General features: G+C 72.7%; 14 protein-coding genes. 4 read left to right on the forward strand and 10 right to left on the reverse strand.

Annotated features, from left to right (window positions below; genetic code table 11):
* Positions 1–783: 783 nt before the first annotated feature.
* On the forward strand, positions 784–1782 hold the full coding sequence (gene trpS / locus ACIGFK_RS10460; protein ID WP_386473623.1) for a tryptophan--tRNA ligase: 999 nt from the start codon (positions 784–786) through the stop codon (positions 1780–1782).
* A 57-nt stretch (positions 1783–1839) separates the two neighbouring features.
* On the opposite strand, the gene proC is transcribed toward trpS, so the two are convergent.
* The 5 genes from proC to ACIGFK_RS10485 form a co-directional block, all read right to left on the reverse strand.
* Positions 1840–2649 carry a pyrroline-5-carboxylate reductase gene (proC, locus tag ACIGFK_RS10465; protein ID WP_376661315.1) on the reverse strand — a complete coding sequence of 270 codons (810 nt, stop codon included), beginning with the start codon at positions 2647–2649 and terminating at the stop codon, positions 1840–1842.
* Positions 2650–2758: 109 nt separating this feature from the next.
* On the reverse strand, positions 2759–3496 hold the full coding sequence (locus ACIGFK_RS10470) for an ABC transporter permease (protein ID WP_376661316.1): 738 nt from the start codon (positions 3494–3496) through the stop codon (positions 2759–2761).
* Complete coding sequence (locus tag ACIGFK_RS10475; protein ID WP_376661317.1) at positions 3493–4296, reverse strand: ABC transporter ATP-binding protein; 804 nt, start codon at positions 4294–4296, stop codon at positions 3493–3495. Before ACIGFK_RS10475 ends, ACIGFK_RS10470 begins: the two co-directional genes overlap by 4 nt.
* 106 nt (positions 4297–4402) lie before the next feature.
* Positions 4403–4945 carry a hypothetical protein gene (locus ACIGFK_RS10480; RefSeq protein WP_376661318.1) on the reverse strand — a complete coding sequence of 181 codons (543 nt, stop codon included), beginning with the start codon at positions 4943–4945 and terminating at the stop codon, positions 4403–4405.
* 89 nt (positions 4946–5034) lie between these two features.
* On the reverse strand, positions 5035–5331 hold the full coding sequence (locus ACIGFK_RS10485; protein WP_376661319.1) for a peptidase: 297 nt from the start codon (positions 5329–5331) through the stop codon (positions 5035–5037).
* A 105-nt stretch (positions 5332–5436) separates the two neighbouring features.
* On the opposite strand from ACIGFK_RS10485, the gene ACIGFK_RS10490 reads away from it, so the two are divergent.
* The gene (locus ACIGFK_RS10490) at positions 5437–7563 is read left to right on the forward strand and encodes a serine/threonine-protein kinase (protein ID WP_376661320.1); all 2127 of its coding nucleotides are present in this window, start codon (positions 5437–5439) and stop codon (positions 7561–7563) included.
* Between the two features lie 34 nt (positions 7564–7597).
* Here ACIGFK_RS10490 and ilvD read toward each other — a convergent pair whose 3' ends face one another.
* From ilvD to ACIGFK_RS10505, 3 genes are all read right to left on the reverse strand, one after another.
* Positions 7598–9448 (reverse strand): dihydroxy-acid dehydratase, encoded by a 1851-nt coding sequence (ilvD, locus tag ACIGFK_RS10495; protein ID WP_376661321.1) that lies wholly within the window; start codon positions 9446–9448, stop codon positions 7598–7600.
* Between the two features lie 136 nt (positions 9449–9584).
* On the reverse strand, positions 9585–10202 hold the full coding sequence (locus ACIGFK_RS10500; protein ID WP_376661322.1) for a TetR family transcriptional regulator: 618 nt from the start codon (positions 10200–10202) through the stop codon (positions 9585–9587).
* Positions 10199–11029 (reverse strand): sugar phosphate isomerase/epimerase family protein, encoded by an 831-nt coding sequence (locus ACIGFK_RS10505; protein WP_376661323.1) that lies wholly within the window; start codon positions 11027–11029, stop codon positions 10199–10201. Before ACIGFK_RS10505 ends, ACIGFK_RS10500 begins: the two co-directional genes overlap by 4 nt.
* Positions 11030–11152: 123 nt before the next feature.
* Here ACIGFK_RS10505 and ACIGFK_RS10510 point away from each other — a divergent pair, with 123 nt between their 5' ends.
* On the forward strand, positions 11153–11890 hold the full coding sequence (locus tag ACIGFK_RS10510) for a DUF899 domain-containing protein (protein ID WP_400051238.1): 738 nt from the start codon (positions 11153–11155) through the stop codon (positions 11888–11890).
* A gap of 1399 nt (positions 11891–13289) precedes the next feature.
* Here ACIGFK_RS10510 and ACIGFK_RS10515 read toward each other — a convergent pair.
* Positions 13290–14234 (reverse strand): Ppx/GppA family phosphatase, encoded by a 945-nt coding sequence (locus ACIGFK_RS10515; protein WP_376660295.1) that lies wholly within the window; start codon positions 14232–14234, stop codon positions 13290–13292.
* Between the two features lie 63 nt (positions 14235–14297).
* Between ACIGFK_RS10515 and ACIGFK_RS10520 the strand changes: the two genes are divergently transcribed.
* Positions 14298–15149: a hypothetical protein gene (locus tag ACIGFK_RS10520; RefSeq protein WP_376660296.1), complete on the forward strand. Its 852-nt coding sequence runs from the start codon at positions 14298–14300 to the stop codon at positions 15147–15149.
* A 99-nt stretch (positions 15150–15248) separates the two neighbouring features.
* Here ACIGFK_RS10520 and ACIGFK_RS10525 read toward each other — a convergent pair whose 3' ends face one another.
* On the reverse strand, positions 15249–17093 hold the full coding sequence (locus tag ACIGFK_RS10525; RefSeq protein ID WP_400051241.1) for a hypothetical protein: 1845 nt from the start codon (positions 17091–17093) through the stop codon (positions 15249–15251).
* Positions 17094–17150: the final 57 nt, after the last annotated feature.

A 17150-nucleotide genomic window follows, 5' to 3' on the forward strand; every position in this document is an offset into this window, starting at 1 on the left:
TTGATTTTTGGCACGCTGTTGAGTTCTCAAGGAACGGACGCTTCCTTTGTACTCACCCTCTCGGGCTTTCCTCCGGGCTTCTGTTCTGCTGTCTTGCGTTTCCGACTCTATCAGACTCTTTCGTGTCCGACTTCCTCGGTGCTTTCCAGGTCTTCGCTTTCGCGCTTTCCCTTTCCGGCGGTTCCGACTCTATCAGACTCTTTCGGGCCTGACTGCCAGTCAGCGGCCTCCCGCGAAGCGGAAGTTGTTGCTTTGCTTTCCGGGCTGTTGGGCCCTTCCGGCGAGTGAGACAGTAGCGGATTCCTTGCCCCCGAACCTAATCGGCGGCTGCGTCCTCGGACACGGATTCCTCATTCGCAAATACGCATGAAAACGAGACGACGAAGTGCGTCGTTTCGTTCGAATGTGTAGTGCGGGATGGCTGTCCGGGGACCGACCGGAGTCGGCGCTCACTTCGGACAACTCGAAGAACCTTACGGATCTGGGACACCTGTGTCAACCCCCGGCTGACCGGCCGGAGGGCGGGCCGTGCGGGGCGGGGAAACCTCACGAAACCTCACGACGTCTTCACCCCGTTCCCTCTACCCTCGACCCATGACTACGCATGCGCTCACGCTCAGCCTTCGCTGGTGGGCCGCCTGACGGCGGCCGACCTCCACGCGAGCACGCATGCGCTCACGGCCGCCGCTTCGGCGGCCGTTTCTGTTTCTCCCCTCCCGGGAGTGGCTCGGTCGCCCGACGCGGTGGCTCCGACACCACCACTCACACAAGGGAGAGCAGGACATGACGAGGGTCTTCAGCGGGATCACGCCGTCCGGACATCTGACGCTGGGCAACTACCTGGGGGCCATCCGGCAGTGGGTCGCGGCCGAGCAGCCGTCCGGGGACGCGCTGTTCTGCGTCGTGGACCTGCACGCGCTGACCACCGAGCACGATCCGGCGCGGGTGGGGCGGCTCAGCCGGCAGGCCGCGACGCTGTTCCTCGCCGCCGGGCTGGATCCGCAGCGGTGCACCCTCTTCGTGCAGAGCCACGTCGACGAGCACACCCGGCTGTCCTACCTCCTGGAGTGCACGGCCACCGACGGGGAGCTGCGGCGGATGATCCAGTACCGGGAGAAGGCGGCGAAGGCCGAGGCCTCCGGGCAGGGCGTACGTCTGTCACTGCTGACGTACCCCGTGCTGATGGCCGCCGACATCCTGGCCTACGGGGCGGACGAGGTGCCGGTGGGTGAGGACCAGCGGCAGCACGTCGAGCTGACGCGGGACCTGGCGGTGCGGTTCAACCAGCGGTACGGGCACACCTTCACCGTGCCCAAGGCCACGGTCCCGGCGGTTGCCGCGCGGGTCATGGACCTCCAGGCCCCCACCTCGAAGATGGGGAAGTCCGCCGAGAACGGCGCCGGGATCGTCTACCTGCTCGACGAGCCGGCGGTGATCACCAAGAAGGTGATGCGGGCCGTGACGGACAGCGGGGACGGCGGCGTGGTCTACGACCGGGCCGCCCGGCCCGGGGTGGCGAACCTGCTGGACGTCCTCGCCGCCTGTACGGGCGGGGAGCCGGAGAAGCTCGCCGATCAGTACGCCCAGTACGGGCCGCTGAAGCGGGACGTCGCCGAGGCGGTGGTGGAGCTGCTGCGGCCGCTGCAGGAACGGCATGCGGAGCTGGCGGCCGATCCGGGCGAGGTGGAACGGGTGCTGCGGGAAGGGGCCGGGCGGGCCCGGGCCGTGGCGCGGCCGGTGGTGGACCGGGCGTACCGGGCCATCGGGCTGCTGGCGCCTTGAAGGAGGGGCGGGGGGAGGGGGCGGACCCCCGTCCCCCCGTCCGTCTTCCGTCTCGGGTCAGCTGTTGCCGCCGGCGAGTTCGCGGCTGCGGTCGCGGGCGGCTTCGAGGGCTGCGATCAGGGCGGCGCGCACGCCGTGCTTCTCCAGCTCGACGATGGCGTTGATCGTCGTACCGGCTGGGGAGGTGACGGCCTCGCGGAGCTTGACCGGGTGCTCGCCGCTGTCGCGGAGCATCACGGCGGCGCCGATCGCGGCCTGGACGATCAGGTCGTGGGCCTGTGCGCGGGGCAGGCCGAGGAGGATGCCGGCGTCGGTCATCGCCTCGACGAGGTAGTAGAAGTACGCGGGCCCGGAGCCGGAGAGGGCGGTGGCCGCGTCCTGCTGGGACTCGGGGACGCGCAGGGTCTTGCCGACGCCGCCGAAGATCTCCTCCGTGTGGGCGAGGTGTTCGGCGGTGGCGTGGCTGCCGGCCGAGATGACGGACATGGCCTCGTCGACGAGGGCGGGGGTGTTCGTCATGACGCGGACGACGGGGGTGCCGGGGGCGAGCCGTTCCTCGAAGAAGGAGGTGGGGATGCCCGCGGCCCCGCTGATGACCAGGCGGTCGGCCGGGACGTGCGGGGCGAGCTCTTCGAGGAGCTTGCCCATGTCCTGCGGCTTGACGGTGAGGATGAGGGTGTCGGCGCGCTTGGCGGCTTCGGCGTTGGAGACGGACTCGACGCCGTAGCGGGTGCTGAGCTCCTCGGCGCGTTCGGCGCGGCGGGCGGTGACGAGGAGCTTCGAGGCGGGCCGGCCGCCGCGGATCATTCCGCTGAGCAGCGCCTCGCCGATCTTGCCGGTACCGAGGACTGCGACTGTCTGGGTCATGCCCGATTCACCTCGCCGAACTGTTGTGGCTGTTCTTGCGCCTGGGCGGCGTACACGTCCACATCCTTGCACCCGGGCCGGGAACCGGGCGGGAGTGTCCGGAGTGCGGTCAAGGGGTGCGGCGGCGGAGGGTGGCCGCGCCCAGGGCGAGTACGAGCACGGCGCAGGCGGCGACGATCACGGCGTCGCGGACGAAGTCGGCGGTCATGTCGGTGTGGGTGAGGACCTGGGTCATGCCGTCGACGGCGTAGGACATGGGCAGGACGTCCGAGATGCCCTCGAGGACCGGGTGCATGGTGCTGCGGGCCGCGAAGAGGCCGCAGAGGAGCAGTTGGGGGAAGATCACCGCCGGCATGAACTGGACGGCCTGGAACTCGGAGGCGGCGAAGGCCGAGACGAACAGGCCGAGGGCCGTGCCGAGGAGGGCGTCGAGCAGGGCGACGAGCAGGAGCAGCCAGGGCGACCCGACGACGTCGAGGCCGAGCAGCCAGAGGGCGAGGCCGGTGGCGAGGAGCGACTGGACCACGGCGACGGCGCCGAAGGCGAGGGCGTAGCCCGCGATGAGGTCGCCCTTGCCCAGCGGCATGGCGAGGAGGCGCTCGAGGGTGCCGGAGGTGCGCTCGCGGAGGGTCGCGATGGAGGTCACCAGGAACATGGTGATGAGGGGGAAGATCCCGAGGAGCGACGCGCCGATGCTGTCGAAGGTGCGGGGGCTGCCGTCGAAGACGAAGCGCAGCAGGGTCAGCATCAGGACGGGGACCAGGAGCATCAGCGCGATCGAGCGGGGGTCGTGCCGGAGCTGGCGCAGGACGCGGGCGGCGGTGGCGAGGGTGCGGGCGCCGTTCATCGCTGGGTCTCCCTTGCGAGTGCGTTGGCTTCGTCGACGAGGCGGAGGAAGCCTTCTTCGACGGTGTCGGATCCGGTACGGGTGCGCAGTGCGTCGGGGGTGTCCTGCGCGAGGATGCGGCCGTCGCGCATGAGGAGCAGGTCGTGGCAGCGCTCGGCCTCGTCCATGACGTGGGAGGAGACGAGGATCGTGGCGCCGCGGGTGGCTGCGATGTCGTGGAAGAGGTTCCACAGGTCGCGGCGCAGGACGGGGTCGAGGCCGACGGTGGGTTCGTCGAGGACGAGCAGCTCGGGGGTGCCGAGCAGGGCGACGGCGAGGGAGACGCGGCTGCGCTGGCCGCCGGAGAGGTTTCCGGCGAGGGCGCCGGCGCGGGTGGTGAGGTCGACGTCGGTGATGGCGCGGTGTACGGCGTCGGCCCGGCGGTCCGCGGCCGCGCGGCCGGGGTCGAGGATCGCGGCGAAGTAGTCGAGGTTCTGCCGGACGGTGAGGTCGTCGTAGACGGACGGCGCCTGGGTGACGTAGCCGATGCGGGAGCGGAGCTCGGGGTGGCCGGCGGGGCGGCCGAGGACGTCGAGGGTGCCGGTGACGTGGGCCTGGGTGCCGACGACGGCGCGCATGAGGGTGGACTTCCCGCAGCCGGAGGGGCCGAGGAGGCCGGTGATGCGGCCGCGGGGGACGTCGAAGGCGATGCCGTCGATGACGGTGCGCGGGGTACGGCCGGTGCCGCGGCGGACGGTGAGGGCGGTGGCCCGGATGGCAGGGTCGGGCGCCCCGGCCCCCTCGGGCGGGTTATTCATCATGTGATGAATAATGCTCCTGGCGGTGCCGGGGCGTCAATCGGCCGGGGGTGAGCGCTCGGGGCGGGCCGGGGGCACGCGGGCCCTGGGGCCCGGGAGCCTGGGCCCGCTACTTCTTGCGCTTGGGGCGGCGCGCGGCGGGATTGCCCGTGCGGGAGCTGCGGCGGCGCTCGAATTCGGTCCTGGCGCGCTCGTACTCGGTGCGGCGGAGCTTCTCGCCGGGGGCCTCGGTGAGGGAGCGCAGGAAGTACGCGATGAGGGAGCCGATGAAACCGATCGCCTTCAGGCCCTTGAGGGCGGCCTCGTCGGAGGACGGGGCGGGGCGACGGCCGAAGGACTCCCAGGTCTTGGCGAAGGCGATGGCGCTGGCGATCGCGAAGAGGACGACGACGGAGATGCTGAGGAACGGGCCGACGTCGCCGATCTCCAGGCCCTCGTAGGCGAGGCGGAGCAGGTAGGCGCCGACGGCCGCGGTGACGAGCGAGCCGACGGCCACGCCGGCGCGGCGCAGCGCGTAGCCGCCGTCGTGGTTCACCCAGGTGGTGCCGAAGAAGCGGATCGCCTCGGGCTCGGGGCCGGCGGGCGCCGCCGGGGCCGGGGCCTGCGCGGCCGGCTCGACGGGGGTGCTCTGGTCTCGCTGGTCGTCGCTCACACCAGCGATTATCCCCCGCCGGGCCGGTCCGGCCGGGTGCGTCTCACGTGTCAGACGGGCCGGGCCGGGGCCCGGGGGCCCCGGGTCCGTCAGGCGCAGCGGCCGGCGACGTAGCCGTCACTGCCCGTCTTCACGTAGGCGTCCGAGACGAACCGGCCGTTGCCGATGCAGTCCCACAGGTCGGTGGTGCCGTACGGACCGCTGACGGTCGTGCCGGGGCCCTGGCAGCGGATGGTGACGTAGCCGCCGGCGGGCAGCACGTCGACGATCGAGTAGTTGGTACCCGGACCGCTGCGGACGTTGACGCGGTAGCCGGGCGCGAGCGGGTACGTCGTCAGACCCTCGGCAGCGATCTGGATCTGGCTTGAATCGTTCTCGGCGGACATGCGGAACTCCCCCCTTGGGTGTTGCACTGCGCAACGCGCGCAGGGTAGCAAGCCCTTGGGTGCTCGCAGGGGCCATCGACTAGGCTCCGGCAGGGGTGGTGAGCGGTGCAGTCACTGTGCGCGGACTACGCGGGGTTTCCGGAGTATGCCGGGCAGTACCGGCTCGAGTCCGTGCTCGGCTCCGGCGGCATGGGTGTCGTCCACCTGGCCACCTCCAGTTCGGGGCTGAAACTCGCCGTCAAGGTCGTGCACGCGCAGCATGCGGTGGATCCCGAGTTCCGGGCGCGGTTCCGGCAGGAGGTCGCGGCGGCCCGGCAGGTGAGCGGGGCCTTCACCGCTCCCGTGGTGGATGCCGATCCCGATGCCGAACGGCCGTGGATGGCCACCCTGTTCATCGACGCCCCGACGCTCTCCGAGCGGGTACGGGAGCGGGTGCTGGACCCCGTCGAACTGACCCGGCTCGCGGCCGGGCTGGCGGAGGCCCTGCGGGACATCCACCGGGCCGGTGTCGTGCACCGGGACCTCAAGCCGAGCAACGTGCTGATGGCCCCGGACGGGGTGCGCGTCATCGACTTCGGCATCTCGCGCCCGGCCGACAGCGATCTGCGGACCGAGACGGGGAAGCTGATCGGCACGCCACCGTTCATGGCGCCCGAGCAGTTCCAGCGGCCCCGGGACGTGGGGACGGCCGCGGACGTGTTCGCGCTGGGCGCGGTGCTCGTGCACGCGGCGACGGGGCGCGGGCCGTTCGACTCCGACTCCCACTACCTCGTGGCGTACCAGGTCGTGCACGCCGAGCCCGACCTGACGGGGCTGCCCTCCCGGCTCGTCCCGATCGTGTCCCGCTGCCTGGCGAAGGATCCCGCCGAGCGGCCGACCGCCGACGCGCTGATCTCGGAGATGCGGGCCATCGCCTACCCGACGGCGGAGGACACGCAGGCCTTCATCCCCCGGCCGCGCCGGCCCGTCACGGACGAGGAGATCACGCACCGGCGGGAGCGGGAGCAGGTCGCCCCGGAGGCCGGGGGCGTCGGAAGGCGACGCCGGCCGGCGCTGCTGGGAGCGGGGCTCGGGCTGCTGCTCATGGCGGGTGCCGTCGGGGGCTATCTGCAGTTCGGGCCGGACGCCGAGGCTTCGGGCCGGGTCGGGGCTGCGGATTCCGGGGCGCCGGCGGCACCGGGGAAGAGCTTCGCGCCGTGGGCCGTGTCCCTGGTCGGGCACCCCGTGTCGTGCTCGGCCGAGGGCGGGGCCCTGTACTGCTCCGGGCAGGGGCTGGCCGCCGGGCGGCTGGACCCGGCGGACGGCTCGGTGCTCTGGACCGTACGCGCAGCCCCGCCGGACTCGGGAATGGCGACGGCGGCCGGTGTCCCCCTGCACGCCGGCGGAGTGGTCCTGGCCGTGGCGCCCGGCAGCGAGCTGCTCCGGGCACTGGATCCGGGGACGGGTGCCGAGCGCTGGCGGCGGAAGGTGCCGGGCGGCACGAGCGTGGTGACCGCGGGCCCGCACGCGCTGACGGTGACGGCCGGCGGAAGCCTCACCGCCCTCGACCCGGCGACCGGCGCCCCGCGCTGGACGAAGCAGGTCGGCGGGTCGGGCTCCGTCTGGTGGGGCGGCCCGGGGCAGGCGGGCGCGCCCGCGCTCTACGTGTCGACGCCGGAAGCCGACGGCAGGTCGTCCCGGGTCGCCGAGGTGGACCCGGCGACCGGGGCCGCTCGCTGGCAGGTCCGGAGCGCCGGAAGGCTCCGGCCGGTCGGCACGGCGGGCGGTGCCCTGTACCTGCTGGAGAACGACGCCGGTACCAGGACGGGCGGGATCGTACGGGTGGACGGCGGGACCCATGCGGTGCACCGGTTGCGGCTGACGACTCCGCTCGACGAGGTGGACGCGTCGGTGGGCCCGGACGGCACGGTGTACGTCTTCGAGGTGAGGGGCGGTCTCGTCGCCGTCGGCGCCGACAAGGAGCAGTGGCGTCTGGAGACCGGTGTCGCCGCCGCCTCCAGGCCGGTGTTCGCGGACGGGCGGCTGTTCCTGACCGCGTCGGACGGGAGGCTCCTGGCCGTCGACGCGAAGGCGGGGCAGCTGGTGGGGCAGACGAAGGCGCGGATGGGCGGCGGCGGAGGCGGCGTCAGTGCGACGCTCCCCGCGCCCGTGGTGACCGGGGGGCGGGTTTGTGCGTCTGCGCCCGACGGGACCGTGTTCGCCGTGGATGCGGCGAACCCCGCCGGGTGGTGATGCGCCCGGCGGGGTTCGGAGGGGGTGCGGCGGGTCAGCCCAGGCGGGTGACGTCGCGGACCGCGCCCTTGTCGGCGCTGGTGGCCATCGCGGCGTACGCGCGCAGGGCCGCCGAGACCGTGCGGTCGCGGTCCTTCGGGGCGTAGACGCCGCCCAGGGCCTCGTGGCGGGCCGCCAGCGTGGCCTCGTCCACCAGGAGCTCGATCGAGCGGTTCGGGATGTCGATGCGGATCCGGTCGCCGTCCTCCACGACCGCGATGGTGCCGCCCGAGGCCGCCTCCGGGGAGGCGTGGCCGATGGAGAGGCCGGAGGTGCCGCCGGAGAAGCGGCCGTCCGTCACCAGCGCGCAAACCTTGCCGAGGCCGCGGCCCTTGAGGAAGGAGGTCGGGTAGAGCATCTCCTGCATGCCGGGGCCGCCGCGCGGGCCCTCGTAGCGGATGACGACGACGTCGCCCGCCTTGATCTCCTTGCGGAGGATCTTGTCGACGGCCTCGTCCTGCGACTCGCAGACGACCGCCGGGCCCTCGAACGTCCAGATCGACTCGTCGACGCCGGCCGTCTTGACCACGCAGCCGTCGACGGCGAGGTTGCCCTTGAGGACGGCCAGGCCGCCGTCCTTGGAGTACGCGTGCTGGACGGAGCGGATGCAGCCGCCCTCGGCGTCGAGGTCGAGGCTCTCCCAGCGCTCGGACTGGGAGAAGGCGGTGGCGGAGCGGACGCAGCCGGGGGCGGCGTGCCACAGCTCCATGGCCTCCTCGGAGGCGGTGCCGGAGCGGGCGTCCCACTTCGCCAGCCAGTCCTCCAGGTTGGCGGAGTGGACGGAGGTGACGTCCTTGTTCAGGAGGCCGCCGCGGTGCAGCTCGCCGAGGATGGCGGGGATGCCGCCGGCCCGGTGGATGTCCTCCATGTAGTACGTGCCGCCGGGCGCCACGTTCGGCGCGACCTTCGCCAGGCAGGGGACGCGGCGCGAGACGGCGTCGATGTCCTTGAGGTCGTAGTCCAGACCGGCTTCCTGGGCCGCGGCCAGCAGGTGCAGGATCGTGTTCGTGGAGCCGCCCATGGCGATGTCGAGGGCCATGGCGTTCTCGAAGGCCTCGCGGGAGGCGATGTTGCGGGGCAGGACGGAGGCGTCGTCCTGCTCGTAGTACCGCTTGGTGATCTCGACGACCGTACGGCCGGCCTCCTCGTACAGGGCGCGGCGGGCGGTGTGCGTGGCGAGCGTCGAGCCGTTGCCGGGGAGGGCCAGGCCGATGGCCTCGGCGAGGCAGTTCATCGAGTTGGCGGTGAACATGCCGGAACAGCTGCCGCAGGTGGGACAGGCGTTCTCCTCGATGCGCAGCACGTCCTCGTCGGAGACGTTCTCGTTCGCCGCGTCGACCATGGCGTCGATCAGGTCGAGCTTGCGGACGGTGCCGTCCACCAGCGTCGCCTGGCCGGCCTCCATCGGGCCGCCGGAGACGAACACGACCGGGATGTTGAGGCGCATGGCGGCCATCAGCATGCCGGGGGTGATCTTGTCGCAGTTCGAGATGCAGATCAGGGCGTCGGCGCAGTGCGCCTCGACCATGTACTCCACGCTGTCCGCGATCAGGTCGCGGGAGGGCAGGGAGTAGAGCATGCCGGCGTGGCCCATGGCGATGCCGTCGTCGACCGCGATGGTGTTGAACTCGCGCGGGATGGCACCGGCGGCGCGGATGGCGTCGGAGACGATGCGCCCGACCGGCGCCAGGTGCGTGTGCCCGGGGACGAACTCGGTGAACGAGTTGGCGACCGCGATGATCGGCTTGCCGATGTCCTCGCTCGCTACGCCCGAAGCACGCATTAGGGCGCGTGCGCCCGCCATGTTGCGGCCGTGGGTGACGGTGCGGGACCTCAGCTCGGGCATGGTTCACTCCCCATGAGTGCGGCTGTACGGTCAGCCGCGACTGCGGATATGGCTCAGCTACGAGGCTACGCCCCCTGCTCGCGATCCGGACTGCGCGTCCGGATCCCGGGACGAGAGGGTCACTCTTCGGGCAGGTTCACGCCTCGGTCAGGTACCGCTGCAGCGTCGGCGCCACCAGGGCCACGATGGCCTCCGGATCCGCCGAGGCCAGCGGCTCGACCCGCACCACGTACCGCAGGATCGCGATGCCGACCATGTGGGAGGCGGCCAGCTCCGCCCGGAAGGTCGGATCGGGTACGTCGAGCGCGACGGCGACCCGCTCCAGCACCCGGCGCAGCACCAGCCCGCGCAGCACCTTCGCGGCGGCTTCGTGGGTGAGCGCGGAGCGGATGACGGCGAGCAGCGGGACCCGCGTGACCGGGTTCTCCCACACCCCCAGGAAGTAGCGGGCGAGCCGCTCCCCGATGCCCTCCGGCCCCTCGCCCAGGATCGCGGGGACCACCAGGGCGGGCTCCATGCTCACCTCGATGGCGGCGGCGAAGAGGTCTTCCTTGCTGCCGAAGTAGTGGTGCACCAGGGCCGGGTCCACGCCGGCCACCTTGGCGATGCCGCGCACGGACGTCTTGTCGTACCCGCGTTCCGCGAACACCTCCCGGGCGGCGAGCCGGATGCGCTCCTGGGTGCCCGGACCGTCGTCCGCCTCGTCCTGCCGCGGGCGGCCGGGGCCGCGCCGCCGCTTCACCGGTTCGCTCACGGCCGCCGGGCCTCGTGCCGCCGGTGCTGGGTCGCGAGGTGCAGCCGGGTGAAGGCGAGCGCTTCGGCGAGGTCGGCCTCCCGCTCCGCCGAGGACATGGCCCGCCGCGTGTTCACCTCGATGACCACGTGCCCGTCGAACGACGTCCTGGCCAGCCGCTCGAGCAGCTCCGCGCAGGGCTGCGTACCGCGCCCCGGGACCAGGTGCTCGTCCTTCGCCGAACCGTTTCCGTCGGCGAGGTGCACGTGGGCCAGCCGGTCGCCCATCCGGTCGATCATCGCGGTGGCGTCGGTCCGCGCCGTGGCCGTGTGGGAAAGGTCGACGGTGAAATGCCGGTAGTCGTCCTTCGTCACGTCCCACTCGGGGGCGTAGGCGAGCATCTCGCGGTCCCGGTACCGCCACGGGTACATGTTCTCGACGGCGAACCGCACATCGGTCTCGTCGGCCATCCGCCAGATCCCGGCCACGAACTCCCGCGCGTACTGCCGCTGCCACCGGAAGGGCGGATGCACCACCACGGTCGACGCCCCCAGCCGCTCGGCGGCGGCCCGGGCCCGCTGGAGCTTCGTCCACGGATCCGTCGACCACACCCGCTGCGTGATCAGCAGGCACGGGGCGTGCACCGCCAGAATCGGCACCTGATGCTGCTCGGACAGCCGCCGCAGGGCGTCCACGTCCTGGCTGACCGGGTCCGTCCAGACCATCACCTCTACGCCGTCGTAGCCGAGGCGCGCGGCGATCTCGAAGGCGGTCGCCGTCGACTCCGGATAGACGGAGGCCGTGGAAAGGGCGACTTTCGCGGTCGGGACACGGACTGGTTCTGCCACGGAGACAGCGTAAGGGGCGGGCGCGGTGCCTTCCCTCCCCCCGGGGGCCCGGCGCGTACGGTGGAAGTACGGCCGAGGCATGGCCTGCGGCTGCTGCTTGATCCCGCACAGGAGGGAAAAGCAATGCCCGAGCACAGGGTCGGCACCCAGGAGGAATTCGACGAAGCCCGCCGGGAACTGCTCGTGGAGGAGAAGAAACTCACGCGCCAAGGCGACGAGCTCGCCCGCAAGCGCCGGGAGCTCCCCTGGGTCCCGGTCGAGAAGGACTACCTCTTCGAGACCGCCCGGGGCACCAAGCAGCTCGCGGACCTCTTCGACGGCCGCTCGCAACTCCTGGTCTACCACTTCATGTTCGGGCCGCCCTACGAGGCCGGCTGCCCGGTCTGCTCCTCGATCGCCGACACCCTCGACCCCAACGCGGTCCACCTCCGGGCCCGTGACGTCACCCTGATCTGCTCTTCCCGCGCCCCCGTCGACAAACTCCTCGCCTACCGCGACCGGATGGGCTGGAGCTTCGACTGGGTCTCCGCCGGCGGCAGCGACTTCCACCGCGACCTCGGATTCCAGTACACCGAGGAGGAGCTGCGACCGTTCCTCGAGGGCGAGATCCCGCCGACGGTGCACCAGATGGCGACCGCGACCGGCACCGACGTGCTGGGTTACGTCACCGAAGCCCCCGGAATGAGCTGCTACGCCCTGTCGGACGGCAGCGTCCACCGCACCTACACCACCACCGCGCGCGGCCTCGAACCCGCCATGGCCTACTACGGCCTCCTCGACCGTACCCCGCTGGGCCGCCACGAGGACGGCGAACAGACCCACTGGCTGCGCCGCCACGACGAGTACGGCGGCCAGGCCTGACGGACCTGACGGACCTGACGGACCTGACGGGCCTGACGGGCCTGACGGGCCTGACGGACCTGACGGGCCTGACGGACCTGACGGACGCTCGGGGCATCGGCGGGACTGGACCGGGGGCGAACGGTCCCGTGCGGCGGGGTGGGGCGGTGGGCGGGGTCCGAGTCGGCCGGAATCAGAGAGGGCTTGGGGCTTTCCCGTCAGTCCCATAGTCCTTCCGTGTCGAAACGGCCTGTCAAGGGCGCTCCTCCTTCGTCGTCGCGTCGCTTCGCGACGGCCTTCGGCCGCCCTTGACAGGCCGTCCCGCCCCGGAAAGACAAGGACTGCCGGGAAACCCCCAAAAGAACGGGCCGGGGGAGACGACGACAAACGGCCATCTCAGCGATGTCCAGCCCTGCTCCGGCCCCCACCCTCCCCTCGGGCCCTCCCAGGCCACCATCCGCACCGGGCAGTCGGCCACCCACCCCCAAACCTCGACCACAGGACCCCCAGCCCCGACAGGCGCGTCAAATCGCTACGCGCTCCTCATTTCTCGGCGTCTGCGGCCCGTCCGGGGCTGGTATCGCCCCAGATCGCTACGCGCTCCTCGATGACGGCGTCCGACCGCCGTCCTGGGCAGAAACAGCGGTCATGCCGAGCTGTACTCACGTCAGGCGGCCGGGCAGCCGAAAAGAGGAGTCAGATTGCCCCAATTGGGAGGATTTGGGGGTCGGTTCGTGGCGAGGCTTTCGCTCTGACCCGGATACAGCTCAGACAGTCCGAGGTTTCACGCCTTTCAGCCCCTCCGGCAGGCTGTTTCAACCCCCGCGGCCGTCCCCGTTACCCCTCCACCTGCCCGATCCGCCCGATCCGCCCGATCAGCCCCAGACGAGCCGCGGACGCCTTCGGCGAGAAGCGCGTAGCGATCTGTCGCGGCTCATGACCGGCCCCAGACGGGCCGCGGACGCCTTCGGCGAGAAGCGCGTAGCGATCTCACGCGCCCCCGCCGAAGCCGGGGCGGACATCCCTGACACGGGCGTCTCTCGTCTTCTGACCCGTCCCGTTCCCTTGGGGGTTTCCCGGCAGTCCTTTGTCTTTCCGGGGCGGGACGGTCGGTCAAGGGCGGCCGAAGGCCGTCGCGAAGCGACACGACCGAAGGGAGTGCCCTTGAGGGACCGGCCCGACACGGAAGGACGATGGGACTGACGGGAGACCCCCAGGCCTCTCTGATTCCGAGAGGCTCGACCCCCTCACCCTCGGCCCCGCCCCGCAGGACTACCCGGGCGCTCCCCCCGACGCCGAGGGGGCGGGTGGGCAACCACCGGCCCAGAGCGGGGTGCCAGGGGGGGTGAAGGCCCCGCACGCGCATGAACCTGTACACACCCCGCCCCACACCCGCGCCCCCTAAGCCCCCCTAAGCCCCCTAAGCCCCCGCCTCCGGCGTAGGCAGGTGGTCCAGGCGGCGCAGGATGACGCCCTCCCGCAGGGCCCACGGGCAGATTTCCAGGGCGTCCACGCCGAACAGGTCCATCGCGCCCTCCGCGACCAGCGCGCCCGCCAGGAGCTGGTTCGCCCGGCCTTCCGAGACGCCCGGGAGGGCCGCGCGCTGGGCCGTGGTCATCGCGGCCAGGCGCGGGACCCACTCCTCCAGGGACTTGCGGGTGAGGTCGCGCTGGACGTACAGGCCCTCCGCCGAGCGGGCCGCGCCCGTGATGCGGGCCAGCTGCTTGAAGGTCTTCGAGGTCGCCACGACGTGGTCCGGCGCGCCGAAGCGGCTGAACTCGCCGACCGTCCGGGCGATCTCCGCGCGCACGTGCCTGCGCAGGGAGCGGATGTCCAGCGGGTCCGGCGGGTCGCCGGGGAGCCAGCCCGCCGTGAGGCGGCCCGCGCCCAGCGGGAGGGAGACGGCGGCGTCCGGGTCCTCGTCGATGCCGAACGCGATCTCCAGGGAGCCGCCGCCGATGTCGAGGACCAGCAGCTTCCCCGCCGACCAGCCGAACCAGCGGCGTGCCGCGAGGAAGGTCAGCCGGGCCTCGTCGTCGCCGCTGAGCACGGGGAGCTCGATGCCGACCTCGGCCTTGACCCGCGCCAGGACCTCGTCCGCGTTCGTGGCCTCGCGCACGGCGCTGGTCGCGAACGGGAGGACGTCCTCGCAGCCCTTGTCCTCGGCAGCCTGCACCGCATCCGCCAGGACGGCGATCAGACGCTCTATGCCCTCGGGAGTGACGGCGCCACCCTCGTCGAGCAGCTCCGCCAGCCGCATCTCCACCTTGTGCGAATGCGCGGGCAGGGGGCGCGCGCCGGGGTGCGCGTCCACCACCAGCAGGTGGACCGTATTCGAACCCACATCCAGGACACCGAGTCTCATAGGGGGAAACGCTACTGCGGCGAACGCTCAGGGGTCTCCTAAGGGGCGTTTACGCTTGGGTTTGTGCCAAATATGAAGAAGGCCGACAAGACCCGGTCGAAGAAGGACGCGGGCAAGGGCAAGGCCAAGAGCAGCCCCAGCAGCAAGCACCAGACCGTAGCGGTCACCGACGCGGACGAGAAGGGCCTGGACTTCCCCCGGGCCTGGGTGGAGTTCCCCGACCCCGCCGATCCGGAACAGGTCTTCCGGTGCGACCTGACCTGGCTGACCTCCCGCTGGACCTGCATCTTCGGCAGCGGCTGCCAGGGCATCCAGGCGGGCCGGGCCGACGACGGCTGCTGCACGCTGGGCGCGCACTTCTCCGACGACGACGACGAGAAGCGGGTCGCCGAGCACGTGGCGCGGCTGACGCCGGAGCTGTGGCAGTTCCACGACGTCGGCAGCGAGACGGGCTGGACGCAGTTCGACGACGACGGGGAGAAGCAGACCCGCCGCTGGGACGGCGCCTGCATCTTCCTGAACCGGCCCGGTTTCGCGGCCGGGGCCGGCTGCTCGCTGCACATCCTCGCGCTGCGGGAGGGCAAGGAGCCGCTGGAGACCAAGCCGGACGTGTGCTGGCAGCTGCCGATCCGCCGTACGTACGACTGGATCGACCGGCCGGACGACACCCGCGTGCTCCAGGTGTCCATCGGCGAGTACGACCGCCGCGGCTGGGGCCCCGGCGGCCACGACCTGCACTGGTGGTGCACGTCGGCCACCTCGGCGCACGGCGCGGGCAAGCCGGTGTACGAGTCGTACAAGGCGGAGCTGACCGAGCTGATGGGCAAGGAGGGGTACGCGGCCCTGGTGGAGCTGTGCGAGGCGCGGCTTGCCTCGCTGCTGCCGATGGCTCCGCACCCGGCGGACCCCGCCTAGGCGGAGCGGCCGCTCACGGCGCCCCGACCGGCACCCACCCACCGGCGCCCACTCACCCGGCGCCCACCACCCCGCCCCCGCGCCCGCTCGCGCCCCCGCTCACGGCCCCGGTGCCGGTCCCGGGGAGGCCGTTGCGCCCGGCCCCGGCCCGGTCGCCGTCGGCTCGGGCGTCGGGGTCGGGGATCCCGGCGGGCTCTCGGACGGCGTCGGGGTCTCGGGCGGCGTCGGGGTCGGGGTGGGCGTCGGCCGCGGGGTCTCGGACTGCGCGGGGGTCGGCGTCGGCGTCGGGGTGGGCTGCGGCGCCGGGCGGCCCCGGCCCTGGATGGAGACCACGGTGCCGCCCGGGTCCACGCCCACCCGGGCCCTCCAGGCGCCCACGGGCTGGGCCTCCGGGTCCACGGCGATGGTCAGGGTGACCGATTCTCCTGGGGCCAGCGTGCCCGCCGTACGGCTCGCGCGCAGCCAGGGCGCGTCGGACCACAGCCGCCAGTCCACCGGGGCGCCCCCGGCGGCGGTGAGGGTGAGCACGGTGGTGCTGCCGTGCGAGGACGCGGCCACGGTGAGCCGCCCGGCGGTCCCGGCCCGGTCCACCGGGGGGCCGCTGCTGATCACCTCGACGGAGACGTCGGGGTCCGCGCTGCCCGGGGCGAAGCCGGATTCGCCGGTGGTGGCGGCGGTGTTCCCGGCGTTCTCGTACGCGGCCAGCGGGTGGCCGTCGGTACGGGCCGTCGGCAGTTCCGACTCGCTCGCGGAGATGCGGGCGGAGGTGCCGCCGATGGGCTCGGCCGTGCTGGGCGCCCCCCGGTAGGCCGCCCACAGCGCCAGCACCGGGGCCGCGACGACGGTGGCGACGACGGTGGTGGTCACGGCGCGGGCGCGCAGCCGGTCGCGGCGGGCGGCGCGGTCCTTGGGGTCCATCGGGAAGCCGGTCCGGTCGAAGCGCGGGCCCGGGCCGCGGCTGCGGCCGCTGCGGCCGGCGCTGAGCATCGCGGCGTGGACGGCGGTGCGGGGTGCCGGGACGAGCGGGAGGCCGACCGGGTCGATGCCGCCGGAGCCGGGCCAGGGGGCGCCCGCGCCCACGCGTTCGGCGACGCGGCGGCAGCGCGGGCAGTCGTCGACGTGGCGTACGAGTTCGGCGCGCAGGCTGCTGGAGAGGAGCACTCCCCCACCACCGAGCCCACCACCGAGGCCGCCCCCGGACCCGCTCCCGGACCCGCCGTACCCACCGCGGTACGAGCCCGCTCCCCCGGCCCCGCCGGCCCCGGCGTCGTCGCCGGTGAGGCGGGAGACCGCCGGGCAGTTGCCGGTTTCGACGACGGCGAGGGCGGCGCGGGTGCGTTCCACCTCGCAGGCGGCGCCGGTCAGCAGTTCGCGGGCGGCGGCGGGGGGCGTACCCAGGACGGCGGCGAGTTCGCTGACGCCGAGGCGGTGGCGGACGGCGAGTTCGAGGGCCTCGCGCTGTTCGGGTGTGGTGCCGGCGGCCTCGGGCCAGGCGAGCCGGGCCAGCTCGGTACGCCGGTAGGCGCTGACGTCAAGGGGGCGGTGAGCGGGCGTCGCGGGGTCCGGGCCCCCGTCACCACCCGGCGCACGGCCTTGCCGAGTGTGCTCCGGCGCGCGCCGGGCGGAATGCGCGCCCTGCCGCGTGCGCCGTTGCTCCGCGAGCCTGCGCAGGCAGCCCCAGCGGGCGAGGGCGTACAGCCAGGCCCGCCGGTCCCCCTCGTGGGGACAGCGGCCGGGGTGCCGCTCGGCCACGGCGAGGACGTCGCCGAGCACGTCGGTGGCGGTGTCGTGGTCGCACAGCACCGACAGGCAGTACGTGAACAGGCCGTCCAGGTAGGGCTCGTGCCGGAAGGCGGGCGGCTGCTCCGCGTCGAGAGGGGCGCGCCCGTGCGCCCGGTGTGCGCCGGTGCGCGGTGAGGGGTGTGCCTGGTGGCTGCTGTTCACCTGGCGACCGTAGGCGGCATGCCCGTGACGCCCTGGAAGCCTTCAGCACATTTAGCC

It is taken from the genome of Streptomyces sp. NPDC085524 (assembly GCF_044541755.1).
In the GTDB taxonomy this organism is placed as follows: Bacteria; Actinomycetota; Actinomycetes; order Streptomycetales; family Streptomycetaceae; genus Streptomyces.

Excerpts from the sequence above, each read along its gene's own strand:
- trpS (WP_386473623.1), top strand. The coding sequence starts at position 784 with ATGACGAGGGTCTTCAGCGGGATCACGCCGTCCGGACATCTGACGCTG.
- proC (WP_376661315.1), bottom strand. The coding sequence starts at position 2,649 with ATGACCCAGACAGTCGCAGTCCTCGGTACCGGCAAGATCGGCGAGGCG.
- ACIGFK_RS10470 (WP_376661316.1), bottom strand. The coding sequence starts at position 3,496 with ATGAACGGCGCCCGCACCCTCGCCACCGCCGCCCGCGTCCTGCGCCAG.
- ACIGFK_RS10485 (WP_376661319.1), bottom strand. The coding sequence starts at position 5,331 with ATGTCCGCCGAGAACGATTCAAGCCAGATCCAGATCGCTGCCGAGGGT.
- ACIGFK_RS10510 (WP_400051238.1), top strand. The coding sequence starts at position 11,153 with ATGCCCGAGCACAGGGTCGGCACCCAGGAGGAATTCGACGAAGCCCGC.
- ilvD (WP_376661321.1), bottom strand. The coding sequence starts at position 9,448 with ATGCCCGAGCTGAGGTCCCGCACCGTCACCCACGGCCGCAACATGGCG.
- ACIGFK_RS10515 (WP_376660295.1), bottom strand. The coding sequence starts at position 14,234 with ATGAGACTCGGTGTCCTGGATGTGGGTTCGAATACGGTCCACCTGCTG.
- ACIGFK_RS10475 (WP_376661317.1), bottom strand. The coding sequence starts at position 4,296 with ATGATGAATAACCCGCCCGAGGGGGCCGGGGCGCCCGACCCTGCCATC.